Raw genomic sequence first — 25,507 nt, forward strand, 5'->3', positions numbered from 1 at the left:
GCAGCATTAATACACACGTAAGGGAAGTTGAAACCATATTTTTTCTACTAAGGAGGGTAGAAGAATCATTAAACCAGGGAAAAGAGAATCGTTAAAATAGAAAGAAAGCAATGATTCAAGATGTATTTGTGTGTCTTCTATAGAAAACGGAGAATTAAGGAACATTTTTTTCAATTATAGTTTTAAAAAGACTTCTACAACAGGGATCCTTAGAGAAGGGAGCGCAGAAAATACCTTTCAGAAACATCAGTATAAAGCTCAAAAATGATCCTAATTTTATTAAAACAATCATAAACAAAACCAGCAAGTAAGCTAAAAAGGATTTCTCGACCTGGCTGATAAACCTCTGAAGGAACATCCAAACAACCACTTTCTTAACAGCAGATGTTCCACGTGAAACATTTGTAGTAAATAAAAAGGGATGTTCCACGTGGAACATCCCTTTACTTTTCGAAGTATAAATTAAGATACTCATCTTCTTTCTCTCTCATAAGTGCTTCTTCCTTCTTTGTCTTATCCTTATATCCGCACAAATGTAAAGCCCCATGAAAAATAACCCGGTGCAACTCGTAGTTTTCCGTTACTTCAAAGTTCGCCGCGTTCTCTTTAACTCTGTCAATGCTGATATATATTTCGCCTTCCGTTACCTCTGGGTCATCGGATAATTCAAAGGTGACTATATCTGTGTAAGTATCATGCTGCAAAAACTCCTCGTTTAACTGCAAGAGATATTCATCTGTACAGAAAACATACTGTAGATGTTTCAATCCCTGTTCCTCTCTCCTGAATAAATCCTCGATAAAAGCTTTGAGCCTGGTCCGGTCTTTCATCCCTACCTTGACCTCATGCGCTGAAAATTGTACTGCCATCCTGTAAAATTAAAATGAAAAGTTGGTTCCGCCATAAGGCTTTCTATTTGAGCTTCTACCAGGTAAAAAATTAAGGGTAGATGATTACTTTTAACCCTATAAAACAACCCAGCCAAGGAAAATAATGAATAACGACCGCACTAAAATAATTCCCAGAAGAACACCAGCATCAGCGGAGATGGTAGCAAACGTTAAACGCGCGACAGCTCTCTCTGCAAAACTTAACCAACTAACCTTCGATGATCTTGAAGAAATCCGGATGCTGTTCAGCGAACTCATCGGAAAAGAGGTAGATCAAAGCTTCTTGTTGATCCCACCATTCTATACTGCCGGCGGAACAGAGATCCGCATCGGCCAAAATGTTTTCGTAAATCAGAACTGTACCTTCTATGACCTCGGTGGTCTTGATATCGGAGATGATGTAATGATCGGGCCGAATGTAAGTATCATTACAACAGGTCATCCTCTTGAACCATCACAACGCCGGGGCATTACCATCGGAAAGCCCATCGTGATTGAAAGAAATGTTTGGATCGCAGCTGGTGCAATAATTATTGGGGGTGTGACCATAGGTGAAAATTCAGTTGTGGCTGCAGGTGCTGTAGTCACAAAAGATGTTCCTCCCAATACCTTGGTTGGAGGAAATCCTGCAAGGATCATTCGCGCAATTAGTAGTGATGATATCAATAGGGAGGAAGTTCAGGGAGATTCAAACTGAAGCAAACACATTACTAAAGACAATAAAACCGGCCATCCCTCTTTTTTGCATATTCCCCTTTGTACCATACCTTTGCACCGTAATTAGCTGGGGCTATGGTCACAGATTGGTTTTAACTCGATCAATAAATCATTATGATTAAACTTTCTTCCCTTACGCTTGGCAAAAGTGCAGTGATCCGGGATTTCGAGAAAAGTGATATCCATATTAAACTAATGGAAATGGGTTGTGTACCAGGAGAAACAGTTAAAGTAGAAAAGATTGCACCTATGGGAGATCCAATCTGTATTATTGTTGCAGGATACAACTTATCCCTTCGTAAAACAGAAGCAGATCATATCTGGGTAGAAGAGATCGCTATCTAAAACAATATCAAAAAAGATTTTACAAGGATGTCTGATAAAGGCATCCTTTTTTATTTGTACGAAGGAGAGGGTCTTTGGAAAAAAGCACTTATGAAGGCATCTCTTTTAACGGTACGAAGGAAGAGCTTTTCTAAACGAACTGAAACCTACGAAGCATCTTTTCAATATTTAGAAAACTTAGTTTATCCAGGTTATGCGATCGGCTCTTCTACCTCACGCCCCAGCTCCAAAAAATTTCCTGAACTAACGAATTCCTTTTCCCAGACAGGAGAGGGTTATATATTCTTTCTTCACCGCGTTCCACCACTGCTCATATTGCTCTCCTCTGTTGAAGGAGTAAGTTTCAACATGCATTGACAAAGTCAATTGAAGACAGGTAAATAGGCTGATCCATACTTATACTCTACAAACCTCGCTGAAATCTAACGCATCAAAATAGTAAACGATCGACAATAAAATACCCTATCTCAAGCCTATGTCAACCCTATCTAAAATATGTTGATCCTATTCTCAAACCGGCATAAAAAAGCCCCGGAAGAAATATTCTCCCAGGGCTGGTATCTGAAAATTCTCTATGAATTATAATCCTGCCTGTGCACTTATCTCCAACATTCTGTCAATCGGTTTCTTAGCAGCGATACGCAATCCTTCTTCCATGGTGATCTCTGGTTCTTCGTATTCCATGCACAGATACAATTTCTCCAGGGTGTTCAATTTCATATGCGGACAATCATTACATGCGCAGGCATTATTTGGTGGCGCGGGAATAAACGTCTTGGCAGGATTTTCTTTTTGCATCTGATGGAGGATCCCTGTTTCCGTTACCACGATGTATTCCTGGGCATCATCCCGCTGAGTGAATTTCAGCAGACCTGTAGTAGAACCAATAAAATCTGCAATAGCCAGTACGTTTGCTTCACATTCCGGGTGTGCAATGATCTTGGCTTCCGGATGGCGCACCTTTAATTTGGTGATCTTTTCCAGGCTGAAGATCTCGTGTACCATACAGGCTCCATTCCACAACACCATATCCCTACCCGTTTTCTTGATCAAATAAGACCCCAGGTTGCGGTCGGGTGCAAAAATGATCGGCTGGTCCTTGGGAACGCTTTCGATGATCTTTTCGGCATTAGAGCTCGTGCAAATGATATCGCTGAGCGCTTTGATACCTGCAGAACAGTTTATGTAAGAGATAACAATGTGATCGGGGTATTTGTCCCTGAACTTTTTGAACAGCTCGGGAGGTGCACTGTCTGCCAGAGAACAACCTGCTTTCAGGTCCGGCAGCAGCACTTTTTTCTGTGGACTGAGGATCTTAGCTGTTTCGGCCATGAAGTGCACGCCCGCGAAAACGATAATGTCCGCATCTGTTTTTGCAGCCTGCTGGCTCAGCCCAAGGCTGTCTCCAATATAATCTGCCACGTCCTGGATATCCGGCTCCTGGTAATAGTGTGCCAGGATGATCGCGTTCTTTTCTTTTTTCAGTCGGTCTATTTCCGCAAAAAGGTCCAGCTTAACGTCCACCTCTACGTCAAGGAACCCTTTTTTCTGTAAATTTTTTTTTGCTTCCGCTAATTCTATAATCATAACTATAGATTAATTTTTCTTTTTAAAAAGAAGAGAAAACCCACTACTATTAGGGGTGTGAATATGGGGGAAACTCAGCTCCTTACCCTGATACAAATGTACTTGTTATTATTATTTCAGTGACTATCCACAGCAAATTAACATTGCTTTTTCCTATCAATGCTGAGTTTGGCATGCTTTATCCACAGTGTTAACAGGGAATCAACTGAACAACTTTTTTGGGCTGTGGGTATTAAGAAATTGTTAAAAGAGCAAGGTTATCCACCGCCTGAGGTTTGAAAATTATCCGCCGAAGAAAAACAAATTTAGTTTTACCTCCTTCTCAAGGGGTGTTTACCCACAGAAAACAGCGTTAACCCCATGGTTATTCACAACAACTGTGAACAAACTGACCCGCTTTTCTGAAATTCCAGCGGCCGAAAAATTTTTCTGTTTTCTTTAAATCAATCCACATTTTCTTGTGGATTATATCGGGCATATGCTTATTTTGTGGATAACCACGTGTTTATTCTACCGGGGGCCAAACCCGGAAATAGCCAAATGGCGGGCCTTTAACAAGATTTATAACAACCAATACCTATCTCTTAATTTCGGGCAAAATGTGGATAAAGTGTGCATGAAGATAGAAATCCACCCCCTTTCCGTACCGCTCAAACCCTTTGCTGTATTGACTTTCGGGGTTAAAAAACCTATTTTGCAGTTACAACTATTTTATTCTATTTTTGCTTCCTCTAAAATTTAGACTATATAATATATGTCAGTTATTCAGAAAATCAGGGACAAATATGCCGTTGCTATCATTGTAGTGATCTGCGTGGCTATTGTGAGCTTTTTGCTACAGGATGTATTTTTCGGAAAAAGTTCCATGTTTTCACAAAGTACCACAGCAGGTAAAGTGAATGGCGAAGAACTGGATTACCGCGAATATCTCCGGAGAATAGATGTTGCGCAAAACCAGGCACGTCAGCAACTGCAAGGTGCTACCCTCGGTGATGAAGATCAACAAAGAATTCGTGAACAGGTTTGGAACGAATTCATCCGCGAGCAGATCATGACCGCACAGTATAATGAACTGGGCATTGAAGTGACCACTGCTGAAATTGCTGATCAGATCAATGGTAAAAACCCTAACCCACTTGTACTCCAAAATTTCTCCGATCCTCAAACTGGTCAATTCGACCGCTCTATCCTGGACCGTGTAAGAGAAAATGCAAGACAGGATCAAACCGGTCAGCTGAGTGCTCAGCTGGTACAGTTCGACAACATGATCGCTGAATACCAAAAGAACCTTAAATATATTACGTTGGTTCACCAGGGTATTTATTATCCTAAATGGTTGTCTCAAATGCAGACCGCAGAAAATGCACAAACCGCTAACATCAGTTATGTGCAGGTTCCTTATGCTACTATTTCAGACAGCACCATTAAAGTGACCGATGCAGAATTGAATAAATATATCCAGGACAACAAAGCACGTTTTGAAGTTCCGGAAAGCCGCAGGGTAGAATATGTTTCTTTTGATGCATTGCCATCTGCTGCAGATAGCGCTGCTGCTATGAGCGAACTGGTAAAACTGAAAGCAGAAATGGATACTACTCCGGACATTGCTGGTTTTATCAAACTGAATTCTGAATTACCTTATTATGATGGTTTCGCTTCCCGCAGTACTATTCAGGTGCCAGGTAAAGATTCCATCCTTGATATTCCTGTAGGTACAGTGTATGGACCTTACCAGGATAATAACCTGGTGGTGTATGCAAAAATGATTGCGCGTAAAACCATGCCGGACACTGCAAAGATCCGTCAGATCTTTATCGCTGTGCAACCAGGTCTTACTGACTCTGCTGCAAAACAACGTGCGGACAGTTTAGAAACTGCTATCAAAGGTGGTGCTGATATTGCTGCACTCGCACTGCAATTCTCTGATGATCCAAACAGTAAACAAACCGGCGGTGAGTATACACTTACTCCCAGCGGATACTTTGCACCAGAACTGCAACTCGTAAAAGATTTTGCTTTTGAAGGAACCACTGGTGCTATCAAAACTGTGAAACTGCCGATCGGTTATGTAGTTGTAAAGATCACAGAACAAAAGAATTTTGGACCAGCATTGAAAATCGCTTACCTCGCTAAACGTGTGGATGCGAGCAGCACAACCAGCAGCGAAGCTTTAGGCCGCGCGAATGATTTTGCTACTGCCAACCAGGACCAAAAAACTTTTGAGAAAACCGTACAGGAGAAAGGACTGAACAAACGTATTGCTGATAACATCAGCCCAATGGATTTTGTACTGCCAGGTTTGGGTAGCTCCCGTGAAATTGTAAGCTGGGCTTATAAAGCGAAGAAAGGAGATGTGAGCCCTGTGTTCACATTGGAAGATAAATTTGTAGTGGGTGTATTAACCGGCGCACGTGAAAAAGGTATTGCTCCACTTTCTGAAGTTCGCCCGATGGTAGAAGCTGAAGTGAAGAAAGATAAAAAAGCAGAACAAATTATTGCCAAACTGAAAGAGCCGGCAACTATTGAAGCTGCAGCCAGCGCCACTAACCAACCTGTATTAACTGCAGAAGGTGTTAGTTTTGCGCAGCCTTTCATTGCTTCTATTGGTTATGAGCCCCGCCTGAGTGGTGCTGCTTTCAATAAAGCATGGGGTACTGCAAAAGTTTCTGCTCCTATAAAAGGTAATACTGGTGTATTTGTTATTAAAGTGAGCAGTTATGTACCGTCTCCTCAGCCAGCTATGGATTATGCACAGCAACGCCAGGCATATGAACAAAGCCTGAAACAATTTGCTGATCAGCAATTGTTTGAAGCACTGAAGAAGAAAAGCGACATTAAGGATAACCGCGCTACCTTCTTCCCAGGTAATTAATTTTAGAAAGATATATAGTCTATACAGGGCCGGGTTCATCACCCGGCCCTTTTTTGTGCGAAGCCCTGATACCCCGGAATTTCGTAAATTTGCAGTATAATTTAAGAGAAAGAGCCATGGACGAGATTATTAATAAAGTAGCGCAGAGCGCACTGACCACCATAGATCTGGAAAATTACTACCCACAGGGAGAAACAGCCGTGTTTGATCTGAAGGACCATCTTTTTATGGAGCTGATCCTGAAGGAAAAAGATTTCAGGGCGGGGTTACTCACTACGGACTGGGAACAGTACAGGGATAAAAATGTAGCCATCATTTGCAGTGCGGATGCGATTGTTCCTATCTGGGCTTATATGCTGGTAGCCAGCTACTTAGAACCCGTTGCGCGTTTTTATGCATTTGGGGATGAAGACTTTGTGCAGAAGACCCTGTTCCTGAAAAATCTCGGAAGCATTGATCCTCAAAGGTTTCAGGACCAAAGGGTAGTGGTGAAAGGTTGTGGGGATAAATCCATTACCGAAGCTGCGTATGTGGAGATCACCCGTTTGCTCCGCCCGGTTGCGAAAAGTATTATGTATGGGGAGCCTTGTTCTACGGTGCCTGTGTATAAGAAAAAGTGACCAGGAATAGCCAAAGACAACAGCCTTGAGAAAGGTAAACCCATAACCGTTGTTACAAAAACTTAAAACCAACCCCGTTTCCTGAAGATCATCAGCATGGAAACGAAGATGAATAACATCACTGCCAACACAATGAAGTAACCGTAAGGGCTTCTCAGCTCCGGCATTACATCGAAGTTCATTCCGTAAATTCCTGTGATCACCGTGAGTGGCGCCAGGAGTGTTGTTACCACCGCCAATACTTTCATCACCTCATTCAGCTTCTGGTTCATCTGTGCATGATATAGTTCCTGCAGGTTCATCACCAGCTCGCGATAGTTTTCGGAAAGATCAACAGCCTGTACAATGTGATCGTATACATCCTTGAAATACTTTACGGTATTCTCATGCAGCAGATCATTCTCTGATTTCATCAAACCGTTCATAACCTCACGGACAGGGGTGATGCCTCTTTTGAATACGAGCATTTCTTTCCGTAAAAAGTTGATACGGGCCAAGGTACGGTTGTTCGGTTGGCGGGGGATGATCTCTTCCAATACTTCTATCCGCTCGCCCAGGCTATCCATTACCATAAAGTAGTTATCCACAATAATATCCAGCAAAGCGTATAAAAGGTAATCTGCCCCTGAGTGCCGGATCTTTGTTCCGCCGGTGCGGAGTCTGTCCCGGATGGGATTGAATACATCGCGGTCCGGGTCGTCCTGGAAGGAGATCACCACATTTTTTGCGAGAACGAGGCTTACCTGTTCCTGATCGATAGTAGAACTTTCGGACAAGAAATACATCATGGGCAGGAGGCAGAAAACGTTTTCTCCTATCTCATCCATTTTGGCGCGCTGGCCTTCGCTCATGATATCCTCCATGAGCAGGTAGTGGATGTGGAAATGTTCACAGATCTTTTCCACTTCTTCCCGGCGGACCCCATCCACATTGATCCACTTAATGGTTTTGGTTTCCCGGAATTTGAAACAATCGGATACCGAATCCATCACCTCTTCCCGGATGCTGTGGGCATCGAATTCGAAAACGGTGATCTTCACTTTATCCACTTTTTTGCGGGACGTGCTTGCCGTTACGGGGTTGAAGTTCATGAGGCGCTGCTTCCTTACTTTGAAAGGATTGATCGCATCAGGAATTGGAATTAAACCGTGCTTGCCCATTCTTGGAGATTTTATGCTAAAATAGGATAAATCTCTCTGCAAGCGGAATGCCACAGTACTTGTTAAATTAAATGTTCGTAACACTGAGGTAACATAGAAGTGTTAGTTTCAGGTAATCCAATTTCTTTTTTAACCCTGGAAAAGTATAAGGGCCTCTCCGGGAGGAGGGGCTCTTTCATCCGATTATCCCTTTTTAATGATAACATATGCGCCCAGGTATCTTTATTGTAGTAGCATTCTTCGCCGGAATTTTTTCTATCATCAATGGTAATCGTGCGAAAAAAATGTCTTCGGAAGCAGCACATTCCATTGACTGGTATGGTATACAATTACGTGTGCTGCAAAAAGAATCACAACAATTTCTGCAGGCCGTGATGGCACATAGAAAAGAAAAAGAAATAGAAAAACAATTCAGGGATACAAGAGCCGCTTACAAGAAACTTGAATTGTTTGCAGCTTACTTTGATCCGGCCACCGCTACGGCTTTGAGCGGATGGAACAGTATTACTTTAAATGATACGGCGGCAATGAGAAGAGAAACCATCCAGGTGATCAGCCATATTGAACATTTAAAAAACACAACGGATTCTTTGGTTTCTACCGATGCACAATTGTTTGATGCGATGATGATGGAAATGGGGAAAGTGAAAGATTTTGAGGCGAATGAAAATGGTGTAGCGGAAACGAAAGAAGCACTGGGTGGTGTGAAGGCTATCTGGTTATTTTACCAGGATAAACTGGACGGCCATTTATCCGAACAAACCCGCGAACTCTTTATGGAAGCGGAAAGGATGCTGGATACCACTAAAGGATTTAACGATAATCTGCGGACGAAGTTTGTGGTGCAATATGCGGATCCGCTGGCAATGAATATTGGGCAAACGAAAACGGCGTTAAAGATCGGCGCGCGGAAATGAATTTATTTGTGGATAACCTGCGGGCGAATACCGCAAAATGCAAAAGAGCGAAATGTAAACTGTTTGTAAATCCCCGGCGGCCAAAACTAAACCTGAATAGAAAACCAACCGCCGAAGTGAGTGACACAACGGCGGCTGAATAATGATCAGCTGCCGGTTACCTAATCTCCTTCTTCCAACTCAAAAACTTCTTCCAGCGGCTTTTCGAATACCCTCGAAATTTTCAGGGCCAGAATGGTGGAAGGCACATATTTATTGGATTCGATGGTATTGATGGTTTGCCTGGAAACGCCTACCAGCCTGGCCAGTTCATCCTGCGTGAGGTTCTTTCTGGCGCGTTCCACTTTGATGCTGTTCTTCATAAGGCGTTACTTGTTGCGGTAAATTATAAAATTAAACCGGATGATGAAAAGAAGCAGAATGGTGAACATGTTATATGTCATCACCGAAAGGAATTCCACATCATAGATCAAAAGTATGCAAATGATGAGTAACAGATAATTGATCAGCACCGAGATCTGGAGAGATTCCAACCGGACCTTGTTGATATATTCATCTTCAATTTTTTCCTTGCTGAAGGCTACGAGCAACATACCAATGATCAAACCGGCAGCAATTACTTCATCTGTATACTGGCCGGGAAATTTATCGAGGAAGGTGAGCCATTTAGCGCCCTCGAAAAGAAGGTCTCCCAATGGGAAAAGGAGGATGCCAATTATAAGGAAAGGGATGGTGATAGACCAGCCGATCTTTTTGTACAGGTGCGGTAAGAGATACTTTGATTTCATGGCGGAAGTATTTATACCAAAGATAGGAATGTTTTACAAAATGTAAAATATATTTTACACAAAGAATAGCTAGCTTGACAAAATGCAGGTCTAACTTACGGGTTATCAGGGGCAAAAAAACGCCCGGATGAACCGGGCGCTTATATTTTAATGGTGGTTGTATCAGAACTTTGGCAGGTCTATTTCAGGATGTTTTCCTAATGCGGGGCGTTCGAAAATGTCTCCCAGCTTGGCATTCGCGGGAATGAAACCAGCAGTCCAGAGATAGAACATGCCATTTTCAGAGCCGCCGCCAAAATCCAACCGGTCTTTTGCCTTAGCCGTAGCATCATTGGTAAAGCGGGCTTTGGTTAGTTCTATCCATTCGCCGGTATTGGTTTTTACCCAATGGTTACCAAAATATCCTTTGCGGTGGAGGTACCCGTTTTCAAAGCTGAAGTTTTCCAGGAAAGAATAGAGGTGGCCCATGTATTTTCCATCTTTCGGTGCGCGGAAGCTGGCAATCAGTTTCCACTCTTTATGTTCGGGCACATAAAAGTAGGCCGTGTATTGTGTGTTGGTTCCGAAAGGTACGGCGTGCATGAGGAAGCGGTAAGTTTCACCGGCTTTCCAGTTGTAGACCCAATGGCTGTGGCCACCAGTACCTTCTCCGCCAAAACCGGAAGCGACCACACTATCTCCTTTTGCGGTGAGCGTTACCTGGTCTTCATACTTTACCTTAGCACGGCTATCCGGTTCTTTGCCGGAATCCCATACAGAAAAGATGATCCTTCTTTCCTGTGGGCCGTTCACCTGCATTCCAAAATAACCACGGTGGAATCCGCAGGACATAAAATAGGTACCTAGTTTATCCTGCCCCTCTGGTACTTTGATCTCACCATAGAACCATTCTACTTTTTTATCATCCGGTACCGTATATCCTAAATGGACTGATGCGGAACGGCGCCATGGTTTTGGATTGAACTGAATATCCTTTGTGGCAGGACCTTCCAGGGTAATGCTTTTTACATCGGCATATACGGAGCCTTGTTTTTCCAGGCCTTTGAGGCTGATCGTATAAAAGCCCGTGTCCTTCAGTTTTGTTTGTAAAACCGGAATACTCGTGTAGTCTGTGCCGTTAGGAATGGAAATTATTTTTTCTACACCATTAAGTGTAACCCTGATCTTTGCAGGTGCATCGCTTTTGGCTTGCAGTGCGAGTTTCAGAGATCCGGTATGCGATGTGTGGAAATAAAAATTCACGGCATTGGTATTGTCCGTCCATTTTACCACACCATTTCTTCCGGAGATATCCACACCATTTTCTTCCGGAACGGCGTATGCGGTAAAACCAGGTAAAGTAACGGGAGTGTTCTGTGTCTTCTGTGCAAGAGACAGGTTTGCGATGGCCAGGCATGCCAGCGTTAAGAGAGAGTAGCGTTGCTTATTCATATATACAAATAAAACAGACGGAAGGCGCAGATGCAAGGGGTTACCTGAAAAAGTGACAATTAGCTGAAAGATGGGGGAGGGGCCATGTGGGTATTGTCAGGGCTACCAATGCTTGGGGTCAGTTGCAGCATATTTCCTTTCTCAGGGCGTTTGAATATTACAGTTATACCAATTCACAAAAATGAGGGAGAAGGATCTGATGATGCGGGAAATTTCCCGTTCTGCGGGTGGCAGGCTGTGGTGCATGCAGAGGTATTTTACTACTCCATTTTCTTCCAGGCCGTAATAGCAGCTGGCTGCAGTAGTTAATGCAAATCCGTTTTTCACGAAGCCGGGTTGCTGATCAAAAGCTATACTGCCAAGGGAATCACTACGTAGTAATGCTTTGAGTTCAAAGAGAGGGATGAATAATTCAGCAGGGCCGATCTGCTTACGGATATGCAATTGATGAAACAAGCGTATACCTTCTGCGGATTCTTTGCTGTGATTGATCCAGATGTCTTTGATCTCATCCACCTCTTCACCAACAGCGCAGAGCTTGCTGATGTTGATGAATTCTGCCTGCCTCCAATCGTCACGGGAAAGTGTTATGGTGAAATCCGGGTAAGCGGGAAGGTTATTCATCTGCGGGCGTTCATCGGAAACGGTAGGTAGGGTAAACCAGGTATCCATATGTCAACACATCAATTACCCCGAATATATGACGAAAAAACGATACTAGAAAGATGTACTAGCGTTTCTTCTTGTATTTCAGCTTTACATTGGCAACTCCTGTTTGCAGCATACCTAATTTGCGGGCTGCTTTTTTGGAAAGGTCGATGATGCGGCCGGCAACAAAAGGACCTCTGTCGTTCACCCGCACTTTTACACTGCGGCCATTGTTCAGATTGGTGACCTTTACTTTGGTGCCGAAGGGGAGGGTTGGATGCGCAGCCGTCATCCGTTGTTGTTTGAAGGTTTCGCCATTGGCGGTTTTGCGGCCCTGGAACTTATCTGCGTAGTAAGAGGCTTTTCCGCTTTCCGTTATTTTGCGGGCGCAGGATGTGGAAAAGCACAGGATGGCGATCAGCCAAATGTAATAGCGTTGTATCATAAGGTCATCTGCATAATAGCATCGTTCATAAAATAGCCGTTCCCGATATCGATATCTTCTTCGCCGGTCTTTTCAAAACCGTAACGTTGATAGAAACCAACTGCATTATTTCCGCGGTTCACGTTGAGGGTAAGGTATTGCATTCCGGCTTTCCGTGCAATGTCTGCCACTTCCGTCATGAGCACTTTACCTATATTTTTACCCTGCATATCCGGCCGGATATAGATCTTGTGCAATTTTGCCGTTAATTCGTTTTTGTAATTTAACTCGTAGGAAGCAAAACCGCCGAATACACCATCTACATTTGCGAGCAGGAAAACGTGACCACGTTCGGTGATCTGGCTGCGTAGGGATGCATCGTCATACATCATGCCAAGCATGTAAGAGATCTGTTCTTTGGAGAGGATCTTTCCAAATGTTTCCGGCCAGGTGATGTAAGCAATCTCCTGGATAATATGGATCTGGTCCGCCGTTGCTTTGGTGATAGTTAACATGTTGCGTATAGTTAGTCCTGCAAATTAAAGGATATCAACATTGCTTCTTTCTTTTTGTTATGTTTATTAAAAAATAAAAAACATGCGCGGTTTAATTTTCGGATTACTGGCCTGCATCTATTTTCCCCTACAGGCTCAACAACTGAAACCCGGCTTTGACCCCAAAGAATACCACGATCTCCTCAGCCTCCCGGAAAGAGGAGATAGTAGTATGGACAAACATCCGGACAATTATCAACTCCTCTATACTTCCCCCGAAGTGGGTTTTTATAACCGCTGGTTCTTATGGAAACGGAATGATGGTGTGATTGTGATCAATATCCGTGGTACCATTGGAAAAACAGAAAGCTGGCTGGCGAATTTTTATGCGGCCATGATCCCGGCAACGGGCTCCCTGCAATTAACGGATAGTACACGATTTGATTATAGGCTGGCGAAGGATAGTGCTGCTCCTTATGTGCATGTGGGCTGGACGGTATCCCTGGGTTTCCTGGCCCCTGATATTGTAACGCATATCAAAGAGCAATATAAGGCCGGGGCGCGGGAGTTTATTATCATGGGCCATAGCCAGGGTGGGGCGATTGCTTTTTTAACCCGCTCTTATCTTGAATATTTACCGGGCATGCCAAAGGATATCAAATACAAAACCTATTGCAGTGCGGCACCTAAACCGGGGAACCTTTATTATGCGTATGATTTTGATTTCATTACAAGAGATGGATGGGGATTCAGGGTTGTGAACAGCGCGGACTGGGTTCCGGAAACGCCATTGTCCTTGCAAAGGGTAACCGACTTTAATCCTGTGAATCCGTTTATAGATATACCGGGAACTTTGAAAAAGCAGAAATTCTTTGTGCGGCTTTATGGCAAGATGGTATATAATAAACTCACGCGTGCAACGAACCGTTCTGTTCGCCGTTACCGGAAATACCTCGGCAACTTTGTGTATAAGTTATCAAAGAAACAACTGTCGCAACTCCAGCAGCCGGCCTATATGTACAGCAATAATTACATGACGGCCGGATCACCGGTTATACTGAAGGCAGATGAGGAATATTTTAAGCAATATCCATTTGATGGTAAAAATGTGTTCATCCATCACATGCCTGCGCATTATCTCTTCTTATTAAAGAAGTATTACCCTTAAGACTGGATGCGGGAGAAGAGTGTGGGATAGTCTATGACCAATCCATCTTCGTCTACTTTCAAATCAGCCGTGAAATCTCTGAACACACCTTCGTATTTATATATGTCATCGCCGAGATTGGTGTAAAACTGTTTTACGGGTTTGATCTCGTCTTTGAAAATATTGATGTAAAGCACATCAATTTCCCGCCTGTCTTTAGGTTCCAGCTGAAGCCTGTTGATGGGGAGGGTATTGGTAAGCGGGGTGAGAGAAATATCTATGTCTATACACTTAGCCCATTCCGGCCGGGTGTGGCCGCTTTGGGTCCATACGCCATCCTGGTCCCGCTGGAGAGAGATCCAGGAATATTCTCCGGCTTTTTCCACCGCCATTTCCAGCGAGCTTACCTGCCAGAGGCGGTCTAATATAATATCATAGTTAACAGAGAACGGGGTATCTTCTCCATAACCTACAATTGTTCCGTCTATTCGTATATCGGTTTCCGTTGTTTCCACATTGCAATACTCCATCATTTGCTGGAAGAGGCCCTTCCAGACTATTTGTTTTTTCATGACATCTATTGATTACTGTTAAAAGTATCACCCTGGCGTACATCGCCGGTTTCGAAACCTTTTTTGAACCAGTACATCCTTTGGGCTGAGGTACCATGTGTGAAGGCATCGGGTACTACTACTCCGCGGGATTGTTTCTGGAGGCGGTCGTCTCCAATGGCGTTGGCGGCATTGAGGGCTTCTTCAATATCGCCGGCTTCCAGGATGTTTTGCATTTTCTGGGCGTGATTAGCCCAAACGCCTGCAAAGAAATCCGCCTGTAGTTCCAGTTTTACGGAGAGTTTATTGTATTCCGTTTCGCTGAGCTGGGAGCGGGCGCGTTGCACTTTTTCAGAGATGCCGAGGAGGTTTTGCACGTGATGACCCACTTCATGGGCAATCACATAAGCCATGGCAAAGTCTCCCGGGGCGTTCAGTTTATCTTTCAGTTCATCGTAAAAAGAAAGGTCGATATAAACTTTCCGGTCTGCGGGGCAATAGAAAGGGCCGGATGCGCTGCTGGCATTACCGCAGGCAGATTCCACCACGCCGGTGAACATTACCAGGGTGGGTTCCTGGTATTGCTGATTCATTTCGGAAAAGAGTTTGTTCCACACATCCTCTGTATCTGCCAATACCACTTTGACAAAGCCGGCCGCTTCTTTTTCCGCAGCTTCCTGTTGCGGGGAAAGCTGGCCCTGGCTGGGGGCTTGCTGTTGCTGAAGGTCCATTACCTGGGAGGGGTCCCCGCCAAGGAAGTAAATAATAACAGCAATAACAATAGTACCGATGCCGCCTCCGGCGATAAGCCCGCCACGGGATGAACCACGGCGATCTTCAACATTTCCGCTTTCGCGACGTCCTTGCCAACGCATATGAGAATGGTTTTAGTTAGATAAATTTAAGAAATAAAAGAATGGTGCGCGTGCCTGTTTCAGGAGTTAACACCCGGAGGCAAAATGAATAAATTGAACGATGGTAACTTCGTTGGCACTGCCTATATTCGTTCCGTAAGTTAGCCCGGTTTACCTAAAACTTTTGTTGTCGGATTTTTTGTCTTTGTTATGGATGTTGTCCCATAGCAGGGTTGGTAGCTATTTCGGTTGCGGGTTTCTACCTGTACTGATTTTTAAAAATGCCTGGAAAGCAAAAGGCCGGATGAAAATCCGGCCCGGCTGAAGGTTACAACAAAATCTAAACCTGCTTATGAGAAAACTTAAAAAATTCTTTTTTATAAGGACAGGAACATCAAAGAATGATCTTTGCTTTCCAGTTGTGAAGAACCCATCAGGAACTCGTCCACTTTACGGGCACATTCACGTCCTTCACTAATTGCCCACACTACCAAAGACTGGCCACGGCGCATATCGCCGGCAGCAAATACTTTAGCAACGGAGGTTTCATATGCTTTTTCGGAAGCCTTCACATTTCCACGATCGTCTGTTTCCACACCCAGGTCATCCAGCATACCGGTATGTTGTGGTTGAATAAAGCCCATGGCCAGTAATGCCAGTTCGCAGGGAACTTCTCTTTCTGAACCTGGTACTTCCGTGAACCTTGCCGGTCTGCCATCTGTGCCGAGCGACCATTGCAGATCCACCAGCAGCAAACCTTTGAGGTTACCTTTATCATCACCCACAAATGCTTTTGTAGCAATTGCCCACTGACGGTCTGCCCCTTCATCATGAGAAGAAGAAGTTTTCAATACCATGGGATAAGTAGGCCATGGCATATAAGGCGTCCGCTCTCCGGGAGGTTTTGGTAATAATTCTAATTGTGTGATGCTAACGGCACCATGGCGGTTGGAAGTTCCTACACAATCCGAACCGGTATCGCCACCACCTATCACCACTACATTTTTACCAGTGGCAAAAATATCTTCACCTTCTACAGGTAATTTACTTACACGCTTGTTTTGTTGCTTCAGGAAGTCCATCGCAAAATGCACACCTTTCAATTCACGGCCCGGGATAGCGAGGTCACGGGGAATGGTAGAACCACCTGCCAGCACAATTGCATTGTATTCACGCTGCAGATCATTCACACTAACGTTCACGCCTACGTTTGCATTGCATTGAAACACAATTCCTTCTTCTTCCAACAAAGTGATCCTGCGGTCTATCACCCATTTTTCAAGTTTGAAATCCGGGATGCCGTAACGGAGTAGTCCGCCTGGTTTATCATCTCTTTCAAATACTGTAACATGGTGGCCGGCAGAGTTCAGTTGTGCGGCGGCAGCCAGACCCGCAGGGCCGGAACCGATCACTGCCACTTTTTTGCCAGTACGTACACGCGGTACTTTGGCTTTTATCAGTCCTTTATCAAAACCTATTTCAATGATGTGCCTTTCAATTTCCTCGATAGCTACCGGCGGTTGGTTAATTCCCAAAACGCAGGCACTTTCGCAGGGGGCCGGACAAATACGGCCGGTGAATTCAGGGAAGTTATTGGTAGACGATAAGATGTCCAGCGCTTCCTGCCAGTCTTTTCTGTATACCGCATCATTAAACTCAGGGATCACATTACCCAGCGGGCATCCGCTATGGCAAAAGGGAACACCACAGTTCATGCAACGCGCAGCCTGCTCATTCAGCTTTGGCTCGGGGAAACGTTCTACAAATTCATTGTAGTGTTTTACCCGTCCTTTCGGATCAGCCTTTCCGGGAAGCTCCCGTGTAAATTCCAGAAATCCTGTTGGTTTACCCATATCTCTGCTTAGTCTCTTGTTAAAATTTGGTTCCTACTTTTTTGCATTGCTTTTTACGCCTTTTTGTTCGGCATGTTTCAATGCTGCCTTGTATTCTTTCGGGAATACTTTCACGAAGTGGCGTAATTGGTTCTCCCAGTCTTTCAGGATGAACTTGGCTACAGTACTGTTCGTGTAGGCGTGGTGTTTGGTGATCAGGTCGTGCAGTTGTGCTGCATCTTCTTCGCTCAATGGATCCAGATCGATCATATCCAGGTTGCAACGGCTGGCGAACACATTCTTCACATCATATATAAATGCAAGACCTCCACTCATACCTGCACCAAAGTTGCGGCCTGTTTCTCCCAGGATCACTGCGCGGCCGCCAGTCATGTATTCACAACCATGGTCTCCTGTTCCTTCCGTTACAACGGTTGCGCCGGAATTCCTTACACAGAACCTTTCACCTGCTTTACCGCGGATGTAAGCTTCTCCGGAAGTAGAACCATACAATGCCACATTACCGGCAATGATGTTTTCTTCTGCTTTGAAACCTGCTTCATTAGAAGGGTAGAGGATCAGTTTGGCGCCGGATAAACCTTTACCAAAGTAATCGTTTGCCTCACCTTCCAGTTCCAGCGTTACACCTTTTGTATTGAATGCGCCAAAGCTCTGACCTGCAGAACCGGTGAATTTGAAATGGATCGTATCCTCCGGTAAGCCTTCGCTCTTGTATATTTTTGATATTTCGTTGGACAGGATGGTACCGATGGTACGGTCTGTATTCCTTACAGCGTATTTTCCGAACACGCGGGTTTTGTTCTCCAGCGCGGGTTTGGATGCTTTCAGCAATTGCCAGTCCAGCACCTCTGAAATGCCATGGTCCTGTTCTTCCTGTTTGTAAAGACCGGTGTCGTCTGAAGCGGGTTCACGATACAAGATCGGAGAAAGATCCAGGTTCTTGTATTTCCAGTGTGTTACGTTTTCGCGAACTTTTAATACTTCTACCTGGCCCACCATTTCCTCTACTTTGCGGAAACCAAGTTCAGCCATGATCTCCCGTAATTCTGCCACCAGGAAGTGGAAGAAGTTCACCACGTGCTGTGCGTTTCCTTCAAAACGTTTCCGCAATTCAGGATCCTGTGTAGCTACCCCAACAGGGCAGGTGTTCAGGTGGCATTTCCGCATCATTATACAACCTTCTACAACAAGTGCGGCTGTGGCAACACCCCATTCTTCCGCTCCCAGTAAGGTAGCGATGGCAATGTCCCTTCCGGTTTTCAGCTGGCCATCCGTTTGAACGGTTACGCGGCTGCGGAGTTTATTACGAACAAGTGTTTGATGTGTTTCCGCCAGACCCAGTTCCCAGGGTAAACCGGCATGTTTGATAGAACTGATCGGAGAAGCCCCTGTTCCGCCATCATAGCCGGAAACGAGGATCACATCCGCATGTGCTTTTGCCACACCTGCTGCGATAGTTCCCACCCCAGCTTTGGAAACCAGCTTTACGCTGATCCTTGCTGCACGGTTAGCATTCTTCAGATCAAAGATCAGCTGCGCCAGGTCCTCGATAGAATAGATATCGTGGTGTGGTGGCGGAGAGATCAAACCTACGCCAGGGGTAGCGTGACGAACCTTTGCGATCCATTCATCTACTTTATGACCTGGCAGCTGGCCACCTTCTCCGGGTTTAGCACCCTGTGCCATCTTGATCTGCAATTCGTCTGCATTCGTAAGATAGTAGCTGGTTACACCAAAACGTGCAGAAGCTACCTGCTTAATGGCAGAACGCATGTTATCTCCATTAGCGGCAATCTCGTAACGCATTTCATCTTCACCACCCTCCCCGGTATTGCTTTTTGCACCAATGCGGTTCATGGCAATAGCCAGTGTGGAGTGTGCTTCGTGGCTGATGGAGCCAAAGCTCATAGCCCCTGTGGCAAAGCGTTTCAGGATAGACTCAGCTGGTTCTACTTCTTCCAGTGGAACAGGGTTGCGATTACGTTTGAACGTAAACAGGCTCCGCAGCGTAGCTGCTTTTTCCATCTGGTCGTTTATAGACTTGGAGTATTTTTTAAAAACGTTATAGTCGTTTAGCCTTGTTGAATACTGCAGCAGGTGAATGGTAGTAGGATTGAAGAGGTGGAACTCTCCTTTCCTTTTCCACTGATACACCCCGCCAGAGTTGAGACGTTGCACCGGAGTTTCTTTACGGCCATAACCGATCCAGTGTTTCGCCAGTGTTTCTTTTGCCAGTTCATCCAGGCCCATTCCCTGGATACGGGAAACGGCACCAGAGAAATATTTATCTACAACGGATTTGTTGATACCGAGTATTTCGAAGATCTGTGCACCCTGGTATGATTGCAGGGTAGAGATGCCCATCTTGGAGAACACTTTCAGCAATCCTTCGCAAACCGCCTTGATGTAATTCTTTTTCAGTTTATCCACATCCAGGTCCGTCTGCATTTTACCAGCCAGGCGCATATCGCGGATAGTGCTCAATGCGAGGTATGGATTGATGGCAGTGGCGCCGAATCCGAGTAAACATGCAAAGTGATGTACCTCCCAAACATCGCCGGCTTCTACTACCAGCCCAACCTGACCACGGTATCCTTTACGGATAAGGTGATGGTGTACGGCTGAAAGTGCCAGCAGAGACGGGATTGCAGCATGTTCAGAATCAATGGCGCGGTCAGAAAGTATGATCACTTCAAAACCATCATCCACGGCATCTACTGCATAACGGCATAAACGGGCGAGGCCTTTTTCCAGGGAGCCTGGTTTACCGTCTGCTTTAAAGTATGTGTGTAAAGTTTTGGCCTGGAAGATACCGGTATCGATACTGCGGATCTTTTCCAGATCATAGTTGTTCAGGATTGGATGCGGCAGTGCAACACTGTGGCAATGCAAAGGATTTTCGTCCAGCAGGTTTCCGTTGTTGCCAAGGAAAGTTGCGAGGGACATTACCAGCCTTTCCCTGATCGGATCGATGGGAGGGTTGGTTACCTGTGCAAACAGTTGTTTGAAATAACTGGTGAGGTGTTGCGGCTGATCGCTCAGCACAGCTAAAGGCACATCGGTTCCCATAGAGCCAACCGGTTCTTTACCATCGAGGGCCATTGGCGCGATGATGGTTTCCAGGTCTTCTGTGGAATATCCGAATGCACGCTGATATTTGAAGATCTGCTCTTGTTCCAGGTGCGTGAAAGTTACACGTGGTTCAGGCAGTTCGTCAATACGGATCTTGTATTTGTTCAGCCATTCTGCATAAGGTTGCTGAGAGCAGATAGATTGTTTCAGTTCCTCATCACCAATGATGCGGCCCTGTTCCATATCCACCACAAACATTTTACCGGGTTGCAGGCGGCCTTTTTCTTTTACATTTTTTGGATCGATAGGCAAAACACCAGCTTCAGAAGCCATGATCACGCGATCATCTTTTGTTACCACAAAGCGGGAAGGGCGGAGACCGTTACGATCCAAAGTTGCGCCAATGATCTTTCCGTCTGTGAAAGAAATAGAAGCCGGGCCATCCCAGGGTTCCATCAGTGAAGCATGGTATTCATAGAATGCTTTCTTCACCGGGTCCATATCATTATTACCATCCCAGGCTTCAGGGATCAGCATCATCATTACATGCGGTAAAGAACGGCCGGTAAGGTTCAGCAGTTCTATCACGTTATCCAGGCAGGCGGAGTCAGACTGGCCTTCATCTACGATGGGGGACAGCATTTCCATTTCTTCCGGCGTGAAGTATTTGGTAGCAAAACTGTTTTCGCCGGCACGTAACCAGTTGAGGTTACCTTTCAGCGTATTGATCTCACCATTGTGTGCAATGAAGCGGAATGGGTGAGCCAGTTTCCAGCTGGGGAAAGTATTGGTGGCAAAACGGCTGTGGATAAGACCGAATGCAGAAACCATCCTTTCATCGCGCAAGTCTGTATAATAGTGACCAACCTGGTAAGTGGTCAGCTGGCCCTTATATACTACAGTGCGGGAAGAGAGAGAAGCGAAATAGATCTCCGCTTTATCTTTTGGAATGGAATTGCGAACCGTTTTGGTAATATAATTACGGAGTACAAACAGTTTGCGTTCAAAATCATCATCATCTGCCACATCAATAGCAGCAGTGATGAACAGTTGTTCGATCTGTGGCTCAACAGACAATGCGGTTTCCCCTATACCATCCGGACGGACAGGAACAAGGCGGTAACCGAGTACATTAAGGCCTAATTTTTCAGCGCAGCGTTGTATGATCTCGCGGCACTCATCGCGCCAGCGTTGTTCTTTTGGAAAGAAAACCATTCCCACACCATATTTACCATTGGCGGGGAGGCGGATGCCCAGTTTCAGGCACTCATCATATAAAAACTCATGCGGCATCTGGATAAGAATGCCGGCACCGTCACCAGTTGTACGTTCGCAACCACTTGCGCCGCGATGTTCCATGCATTCCAGCATGCTCAACGCATCACGAATGATCGTATGTGACTTTCTTCCTTTAATATGGGCGGTAAAGCCCGTACCGCAGGCATCATGCTCAAATTCAGAACGATACAAACCCAGCTCTTGGCTCACATTACTCATTAGCTTTAGATTTTTTCCTTTTATATCAGATACCAGATACACTCCTCCCTGAAGGAGCAAACCCCCGGGCATTGGTACCGTAATTGCTTTGGGAACGGTTTAAAGATACTAAAGGAATGCGGTATTTTTTATAGAAAGTTCTATTAAAGGCCTAAAATTTGGAAAACTTTAAAAAGACCCGGGTCTTCATTTGATAATATTAAAAAATGAACGGCCTCCGGAACCCATTCCGGGCACAAGAAAGCCGGGAGAATATCCCGGCTGGTAATAAGTTGTGTAAAACAATGTGGATCAAGGTTCAAATTCAAATTTCGGCTTGCCATTTTCTATTTCTACCCTCAGCGGATCGCTGATCATGCTTTCATTTTGCATACGGTCCAGAGCCGTAACTATATAAATATATTTTCGTCCTCTAATATAAGTGCGGTCGATGAAAACGGGGTCCGGCATCTGTAAAACGATGCTGAGGATCTTCGTGGGGTCGTTCACGTTCACCACATCCGTCTCCTCAAAGCGGTACAGCACGTACTGTTTGGTTTGGTGAGAAGTATCGTCATCTGCCCAACGCACCTCCAGCCCTTCCGGTTTTTCAAAAGCATCTGTGAAGTAAGGGGCTTCAGGCGCTTTGTTATCCAGCCAGGGCATAGTGGGCCGCAGAGCCGGGTAACGGTAAAAATGGTTCCGGAGAGAATCCACCACACCTAAAGCATTGTCTGCGAAACATTTGGAACTGTAGTAGATACTGCCCTGCACTGTGCTGAGGGCACGGGTGGCTGTGATCTGCCTTGGAATTTCCGCAGGATCTTTCCAGCTGGCGTTGCTGCCGATGCGGTAGGGGGCATGTCCTATATATATATGTCTGCCATATCCGTGTTTGCTCCACCAGTTCACTAACAAACCAAACGGCACCAGGCGGTGACCGGATTCCCAATACAATTGCGGGGCGAGGTAATCTATCCAGCCGAGCCGCTGCCATTTGATCACATCTGCATAAAGATCATCGTAGTTGGTGAGGCTTCCGCGGGTAGGCGTTCCATCAGGGTCTTTATCATTACTGCGCCAGACACCAAAAGGACTGATCCCGAATTTCACCCAGGGCTTTTCAGCTTTGATGGCCGTGTTGAGCATTTGTATGATGGTATCCACATTGGAACGGCGCCAATCATCTATGTAGAGATTTTTGCCGTACATGCGGTAAGAGTTTTTATCCGGGAAGTCCCTGTTGGCAATACGGTAGGGGTAAAAGTAATCATCGAAATGCACGGCATCAATGTCGTACCGTTTTACCACATCGCGGATCACTTCTGTTACATAACTGCGTGCTTCGGGAATACCGGGGTCGAAATATTTTTTGTCACCATAAGTTACAAACCACTGTGGTTTGAGGCGGGTGATGTGATTGGCTGCGATACTGCTGCTGCGGATATTGGCTACGGCGCGATAGGGATTGAACCATGCGTGGAATTCCATGCCCCGTTTGTGCGTTTCCGTTACCATAAATTCCAGGGGATCATAATAAGGGTAGGGCGGTTTTCCCTGTACCCCGGTGAGGTATTCGCTCCAGGGTTCATATGGGGAAGCATAAAAAGCATCACTTACCGGCCGCACCTGGAAAACAATAGCATTCATGCCATTCCGCTGATGCTGGTCCAGCAGGCGAATGAACTCCTGTTGTTGTTCTTCGGAAGACAAACCTTTCCGTGATGGAAAGTCGATATTTTCAATCGTGGCTATCCATACAGCCCGCAGCTCCCGTTTAGGCGGTAGTTGTGCTTTACTTGTGAGTACCATGCTGCCACACAGTAGTAATCCTGCCAAAAAGTGCTTCACCATTCCTGATACTTTTTCCTTTAATCCTGAAAACTGCGAAAATAACCCACCAATCGCCAAATCCCAAATGCGGAAGTCCTTCATTTCCAGCAAAAGCGGAGCCAAACCTATTCGCTATATACTTTGATAAAAGATTTGTATTTTGTTTATAACACATTCCAGCGTTATGAAAAAGCGGGTATTCCTCTTCCTCTCCATCCTTATTCCCTTTGCTGCGCAGGCACAATCTTCCGTAAAAGCTGCCAAAGAATTCATCGCATTGCTGGATGCGCCGCTTCGTGAACAAGCCTGCATGAGCTGGGAAGATGCAGAACGCTTCAACTGGCATTTTGTTCCGCGTGAAAGGAAGGGGCTTCCTTTACGGGCCATGAGCAAGGAGCAACGCGCAAAGGCATATGAACTGCTGAAAACATGCATGAGTGCAGAGGGATATAAAAAAGCATCCGCGATCGTGGAGCTGGAACTGGTGCTCCGTGTACTGGAAGGGCGCGGCGATAGTGATGAATACCGTAATCCCGGGAAATATTACTTTACCATTTTTGGTGAGCCGGGGACAAAAAATCCCTGGGGCTGGCGGATGGAAGGGCATCATCTTTCCCTGAACTTCTCCGCTTTGGATGGAACGTTGCTTTCAGGAACACCCGCATTCATGGGTTCCAATCCTGCTATTGTTCCGGATGGGCCTAAAAAAGGAACACAGATCCTGAAAGAAGAGACGGAACTGGGCTTTCAGCTGCTGAACACATTGGAGCCGGAACAGTTGAAAGTAGCGCTGGTGGCAGAAAAAGCACCGGCGGATATTATCACCGGCAACAAAAGAACGGCCTGGTTGCAAGACCCACCCGGTTTAGCTTTTACCAAACTGAAACCCGCGCAACAGCAATTACTCAAAAAATTGCTGGCCGTGTATATAGACCGCTATACCAAGCTGATGGCGGATATCCTGTTAAAAGAGATAGGGCAGGCGGGTTGGGACAAGCTGCATTTTGCCTGGGCAGGCAGCCGGGCCATGGGAATGGGTCATTACTACAGGATCCAGGGGCCCACCTTTATTGTAGAATATGATAACACCCAGAACGGGGCGAACCATGTTCATACTACTTTCCGGGACCTGAAGAATGATTTTGGGGAAGATGTGCTGAAACAGCATTATGATAAAGCACATGTAGGGAAATAAGAAGCCCGTGTTCCGAAAAGACAAGAACGTTTCCCGTGGAACCAAGCTGAAAAGGGCGCCCTTACACTTTGCGGCCCAGGTATAAACTGTAGTCCGGCAGACTAACCGTATATTCCTGGTGCATCAGGGGAGAGGTCATCAGGAAGTCCGCAGAGGCCCTGTTACTGGCCATCGGGATATTCCAAACCACACCCAAACGCAGCAGAGCCTTGATATCCGGGTCATGCGGCAAAGCCTCCATCGGGTCCCAGAAGAAAATGATCACGTCAATCCTTCCTTCCGCAACAGCAGCGCCAATTTGCTGATCCCCACCCAGGGGGCCGCTCAGCAGTTTACGAACAGATACGTCCAGCGCCTCTTCCAGTAATTTGCCGGTTGTGCCGGTGGCATAGAGTTCGTGACGAGCCAATACTGTTTTGTTGTAAACCGCCCAATCCAATAATTCTGCCTTTTTGTGGTCATGCGCAATCAGTGCTATCCTTTTGCGGGCATGAAGCGTTTTGCTGTTTGACATCATATATGCAAAAGTAATCAAATAGATTACAGTTGCTATAACAAGCTTTAGTGAAGAAGACCGTATTTCGTAAATGAACTCTCGCTAAATTTCGTTAATTTTGCAGGAGAAAATAGTTA

The 25,507-nt window shown here is 45.4% G+C and carries 22 protein-coding genes; 7 read left to right on the top strand and 15 right to left on the bottom strand.

What is annotated here, in order from left to right:
• Positions 1 to 443: 443 nt before the first annotated feature.
• Entirely contained in the window at positions 444 to 869 is a 426-nt protein-coding gene (gene ybeY, locus AAHN97_RS25045) for an rRNA maturation RNase YbeY (RefSeq protein WP_343304829.1), read from the bottom strand.
• Positions 870 to 993: 124 nt separating this feature from the next.
• On the opposite strand from ybeY, the gene AAHN97_RS25050 reads away from it, so the two are divergent.
• Positions 994 to 1,587, top strand: coding sequence for a sugar O-acetyltransferase (locus AAHN97_RS25050; protein ID WP_343304830.1), 594 nt, complete (start codon positions 994 to 996; stop codon positions 1,585 to 1,587).
• Positions 1,588 to 1,721: 134 nt separating this feature from the next.
• A complete protein-coding gene (locus tag AAHN97_RS25055; protein WP_074241570.1) occupies positions 1,722 to 1,952 on the top strand; it encodes a FeoA family protein in 231 nt (76 codons plus the stop codon).
• A 579-nt stretch (positions 1,953 to 2,531) separates the two neighbouring features.
• Here AAHN97_RS25055 and nadA read toward each other — a convergent pair.
• Positions 2,532 to 3,539, bottom strand: a complete 1,008-nt coding sequence (gene nadA, locus AAHN97_RS25060) for a quinolinate synthase NadA (RefSeq protein WP_074241569.1) — start codon at positions 3,537 to 3,539, stop codon at positions 2,532 to 2,534.
• Between the two features lie 754 nt (positions 3,540 to 4,293).
• Here nadA and AAHN97_RS25065 point away from each other — a divergent pair.
• Positions 4,294 to 6,411 carry a peptidylprolyl isomerase gene (locus AAHN97_RS25065; RefSeq protein ID WP_343304831.1) on the top strand — a complete coding sequence of 706 codons (2,118 nt, stop codon included), beginning with the start codon at positions 4,294 to 4,296 and terminating at the stop codon, positions 6,409 to 6,411.
• A gap of 116 nt (positions 6,412 to 6,527) precedes the next feature.
• Positions 6,528 to 7,031, top strand: coding sequence for a DUF2480 family protein (locus AAHN97_RS25070; protein WP_343304832.1), 504 nt, complete (start codon positions 6,528 to 6,530; stop codon positions 7,029 to 7,031).
• Positions 7,032 to 7,093: 62 nt separating this feature from the next.
• On the opposite strand, the gene corA is transcribed toward AAHN97_RS25070, so the two are convergent.
• Positions 7,094 to 8,191 (bottom strand): magnesium/cobalt transporter CorA, encoded by a 1,098-nt coding sequence (corA, locus tag AAHN97_RS25075; protein WP_343304833.1) that lies wholly within the window; start codon positions 8,189 to 8,191, stop codon positions 7,094 to 7,096.
• Between the two features lie 206 nt (positions 8,192 to 8,397).
• Here corA and AAHN97_RS25080 point away from each other — a divergent pair, with 206 nt between their 5' ends.
• A complete protein-coding gene (locus AAHN97_RS25080) occupies positions 8,398 to 9,108 on the top strand; it encodes a hypothetical protein (RefSeq protein ID WP_343304834.1) in 711 nt (236 codons plus the stop codon).
• Positions 9,109 to 9,269: 161 nt separating this feature from the next.
• On the opposite strand, the gene AAHN97_RS25085 is transcribed toward AAHN97_RS25080, so the two are convergent.
• From AAHN97_RS25085 to AAHN97_RS25110, 6 genes are all read right to left on the bottom strand, one after another.
• Positions 9,270 to 9,470 (bottom strand): helix-turn-helix transcriptional regulator, encoded by a 201-nt coding sequence (locus tag AAHN97_RS25085; RefSeq protein ID WP_074241564.1) that lies wholly within the window; start codon positions 9,468 to 9,470, stop codon positions 9,270 to 9,272.
• A gap of 6 nt (positions 9,471 to 9,476) precedes the next feature.
• Positions 9,477 to 9,896 carry a hypothetical protein gene (locus AAHN97_RS25090; RefSeq protein ID WP_343304835.1) on the bottom strand — a complete coding sequence of 140 codons (420 nt, stop codon included), beginning with the start codon at positions 9,894 to 9,896 and terminating at the stop codon, positions 9,477 to 9,479.
• Between the two features lie 162 nt (positions 9,897 to 10,058).
• A complete protein-coding gene (locus tag AAHN97_RS25095; protein ID WP_343304836.1) occupies positions 10,059 to 11,327 on the bottom strand; it encodes a DUF3472 domain-containing protein in 1,269 nt (422 codons plus the stop codon).
• A gap of 141 nt (positions 11,328 to 11,468) precedes the next feature.
• On the bottom strand, positions 11,469 to 11,999 hold the full coding sequence (locus tag AAHN97_RS25100) for a hypothetical protein (RefSeq protein ID WP_343304837.1): 531 nt from the start codon (positions 11,997 to 11,999) through the stop codon (positions 11,469 to 11,471).
• A gap of 58 nt (positions 12,000 to 12,057) precedes the next feature.
• Positions 12,058 to 12,420, bottom strand: a complete 363-nt coding sequence (locus AAHN97_RS25105; protein ID WP_343304838.1) for a septal ring lytic transglycosylase RlpA family protein — start codon at positions 12,418 to 12,420, stop codon at positions 12,058 to 12,060.
• Positions 12,417 to 12,914: a GNAT family N-acetyltransferase gene (locus AAHN97_RS25110; protein WP_343304839.1), complete on the bottom strand. Its 498-nt coding sequence runs from the start codon at positions 12,912 to 12,914 to the stop codon at positions 12,417 to 12,419. The genes AAHN97_RS25105 and AAHN97_RS25110 overlap by 4 nt, the downstream gene beginning before the upstream one ends.
• Before the next feature lie 82 nt (positions 12,915 to 12,996).
• Here AAHN97_RS25110 and AAHN97_RS25115 point away from each other — a divergent pair, with 82 nt between their 5' ends.
• The gene (locus AAHN97_RS25115; protein ID WP_343304840.1) at positions 12,997 to 14,061 is read left to right on the top strand and encodes a lipase family protein; all 1,065 of its coding nucleotides are present in this window, start codon (positions 12,997 to 12,999) and stop codon (positions 14,059 to 14,061) included.
• Here AAHN97_RS25115 and AAHN97_RS25120 read toward each other — a convergent pair.
• From AAHN97_RS25120 to AAHN97_RS25140, 5 genes are all read right to left on the bottom strand, one after another.
• Positions 14,058 to 14,612: a putative glycolipid-binding domain-containing protein gene (locus tag AAHN97_RS25120; RefSeq protein WP_343304841.1), complete on the bottom strand. Its 555-nt coding sequence runs from the start codon at positions 14,610 to 14,612 to the stop codon at positions 14,058 to 14,060. The genes AAHN97_RS25115 and AAHN97_RS25120 overlap by 4 nt on opposite strands.
• A gap of 5 nt (positions 14,613 to 14,617) precedes the next feature.
• Positions 14,618 to 15,466, bottom strand: a complete 849-nt coding sequence (gene ypfJ / locus AAHN97_RS25125; RefSeq protein ID WP_343304842.1) for a KPN_02809 family neutral zinc metallopeptidase — start codon at positions 15,464 to 15,466, stop codon at positions 14,618 to 14,620.
• A gap of 356 nt (positions 15,467 to 15,822) precedes the next feature.
• Positions 15,823 to 17,298 carry a glutamate synthase subunit beta gene (locus AAHN97_RS25130; protein ID WP_343304843.1) on the bottom strand — a complete coding sequence of 492 codons (1,476 nt, stop codon included), beginning with the start codon at positions 17,296 to 17,298 and terminating at the stop codon, positions 15,823 to 15,825.
• 33 nt (positions 17,299 to 17,331) lie between these two features.
• Positions 17,332 to 21,867 (bottom strand): glutamate synthase large subunit, encoded by a 4,536-nt coding sequence (gene gltB / locus AAHN97_RS25135; protein ID WP_343304844.1) that lies wholly within the window; start codon positions 21,865 to 21,867, stop codon positions 17,332 to 17,334.
• A gap of 291 nt (positions 21,868 to 22,158) precedes the next feature.
• Positions 22,159 to 23,700 carry a glycoside hydrolase family 10 protein gene (locus tag AAHN97_RS25140; protein WP_343304845.1) on the bottom strand — a complete coding sequence of 514 codons (1,542 nt, stop codon included), beginning with the start codon at positions 23,698 to 23,700 and terminating at the stop codon, positions 22,159 to 22,161.
• A gap of 163 nt (positions 23,701 to 23,863) precedes the next feature.
• On the opposite strand from AAHN97_RS25140, the gene AAHN97_RS25145 reads away from it, so the two are divergent.
• Positions 23,864 to 24,874 (top strand): DUF3500 domain-containing protein, encoded by a 1,011-nt coding sequence (locus AAHN97_RS25145; RefSeq protein WP_343304846.1) that lies wholly within the window; start codon positions 23,864 to 23,866, stop codon positions 24,872 to 24,874.
• Positions 24,875 to 24,935: 61 nt separating this feature from the next.
• Here the strand turns inward: AAHN97_RS25145 and AAHN97_RS25150 are convergent, their stop codons facing one another.
• Positions 24,936 to 25,391: a methylglyoxal synthase gene (locus tag AAHN97_RS25150; RefSeq protein ID WP_074241552.1), complete on the bottom strand. Its 456-nt coding sequence runs from the start codon at positions 25,389 to 25,391 to the stop codon at positions 24,936 to 24,938.
• Positions 25,392 to 25,507 lie beyond the last annotated feature (116 nt).

The sequence above is a fragment of the Chitinophaga niabensis genome, from assembly GCF_039545795.1.
Lineage (GTDB): Bacteria > Bacteroidota > Bacteroidia > Chitinophagales > Chitinophagaceae > Chitinophaga > Chitinophaga niabensis_B.

Excerpts from the sequence above, each read along its gene's own strand:
- ybeY (WP_343304829.1), bottom strand. The coding sequence starts at position 869 with ATGGCAGTACAATTTTCAGCGCATGAGGTCAAGGTAGGGATGAAAGAC.
- AAHN97_RS25050 (WP_343304830.1), top strand. The coding sequence starts at position 994 with ATGAATAACGACCGCACTAAAATAATTCCCAGAAGAACACCAGCATCA.
- AAHN97_RS25055 (WP_074241570.1), top strand. The coding sequence starts at position 1,722 with ATGATTAAACTTTCTTCCCTTACGCTTGGCAAAAGTGCAGTGATCCGG.
- nadA (WP_074241569.1), bottom strand. The coding sequence starts at position 3,539 with ATGATTATAGAATTAGCGGAAGCAAAAAAAAATTTACAGAAAAAAGGG.
- AAHN97_RS25065 (WP_343304831.1), top strand. The coding sequence starts at position 4,294 with ATGTCAGTTATTCAGAAAATCAGGGACAAATATGCCGTTGCTATCATT.
- AAHN97_RS25070 (WP_343304832.1), top strand. The coding sequence starts at position 6,528 with ATGGACGAGATTATTAATAAAGTAGCGCAGAGCGCACTGACCACCATA.
- corA (WP_343304833.1), bottom strand. The coding sequence starts at position 8,191 with ATGGGCAAGCACGGTTTAATTCCAATTCCTGATGCGATCAATCCTTTC.
- AAHN97_RS25080 (WP_343304834.1), top strand. The coding sequence starts at position 8,398 with ATGCGCCCAGGTATCTTTATTGTAGTAGCATTCTTCGCCGGAATTTTT.
- AAHN97_RS25085 (WP_074241564.1), bottom strand. The coding sequence starts at position 9,470 with ATGAAGAACAGCATCAAAGTGGAACGCGCCAGAAAGAACCTCACGCAG.
- AAHN97_RS25090 (WP_343304835.1), bottom strand. The coding sequence starts at position 9,896 with ATGAAATCAAAGTATCTCTTACCGCACCTGTACAAAAAGATCGGCTGG.
- AAHN97_RS25095 (WP_343304836.1), bottom strand. The coding sequence starts at position 11,327 with ATGAATAAGCAACGCTACTCTCTCTTAACGCTGGCATGCCTGGCCATC.
- AAHN97_RS25100 (WP_343304837.1), bottom strand. The coding sequence starts at position 11,999 with ATGGATACCTGGTTTACCCTACCTACCGTTTCCGATGAACGCCCGCAG.
- AAHN97_RS25105 (WP_343304838.1), bottom strand. The coding sequence starts at position 12,420 with ATGATACAACGCTATTACATTTGGCTGATCGCCATCCTGTGCTTTTCC.
- AAHN97_RS25110 (WP_343304839.1), bottom strand. The coding sequence starts at position 12,914 with ATGTTAACTATCACCAAAGCAACGGCGGACCAGATCCATATTATCCAG.
- AAHN97_RS25115 (WP_343304840.1), top strand. The coding sequence starts at position 12,997 with ATGCGCGGTTTAATTTTCGGATTACTGGCCTGCATCTATTTTCCCCTA.
- AAHN97_RS25120 (WP_343304841.1), bottom strand. The coding sequence starts at position 14,612 with ATGAAAAAACAAATAGTCTGGAAGGGCCTCTTCCAGCAAATGATGGAG.
- ypfJ (WP_343304842.1), bottom strand. The coding sequence starts at position 15,466 with ATGCGTTGGCAAGGACGTCGCGAAAGCGGAAATGTTGAAGATCGCCGT.
- AAHN97_RS25130 (WP_343304843.1), bottom strand. The coding sequence starts at position 17,298 with ATGGGTAAACCAACAGGATTTCTGGAATTTACACGGGAGCTTCCCGGA.
- gltB (WP_343304844.1), bottom strand. The coding sequence starts at position 21,867 with ATGAGTAATGTGAGCCAAGAGCTGGGTTTGTATCGTTCTGAATTTGAG.
- AAHN97_RS25140 (WP_343304845.1), bottom strand. The coding sequence starts at position 23,700 with ATGGTGAAGCACTTTTTGGCAGGATTACTACTGTGTGGCAGCATGGTA.
- AAHN97_RS25145 (WP_343304846.1), top strand. The coding sequence starts at position 23,864 with ATGAAAAAGCGGGTATTCCTCTTCCTCTCCATCCTTATTCCCTTTGCT.
- AAHN97_RS25150 (WP_074241552.1), bottom strand. The coding sequence starts at position 25,391 with ATGATGTCAAACAGCAAAACGCTTCATGCCCGCAAAAGGATAGCACTG.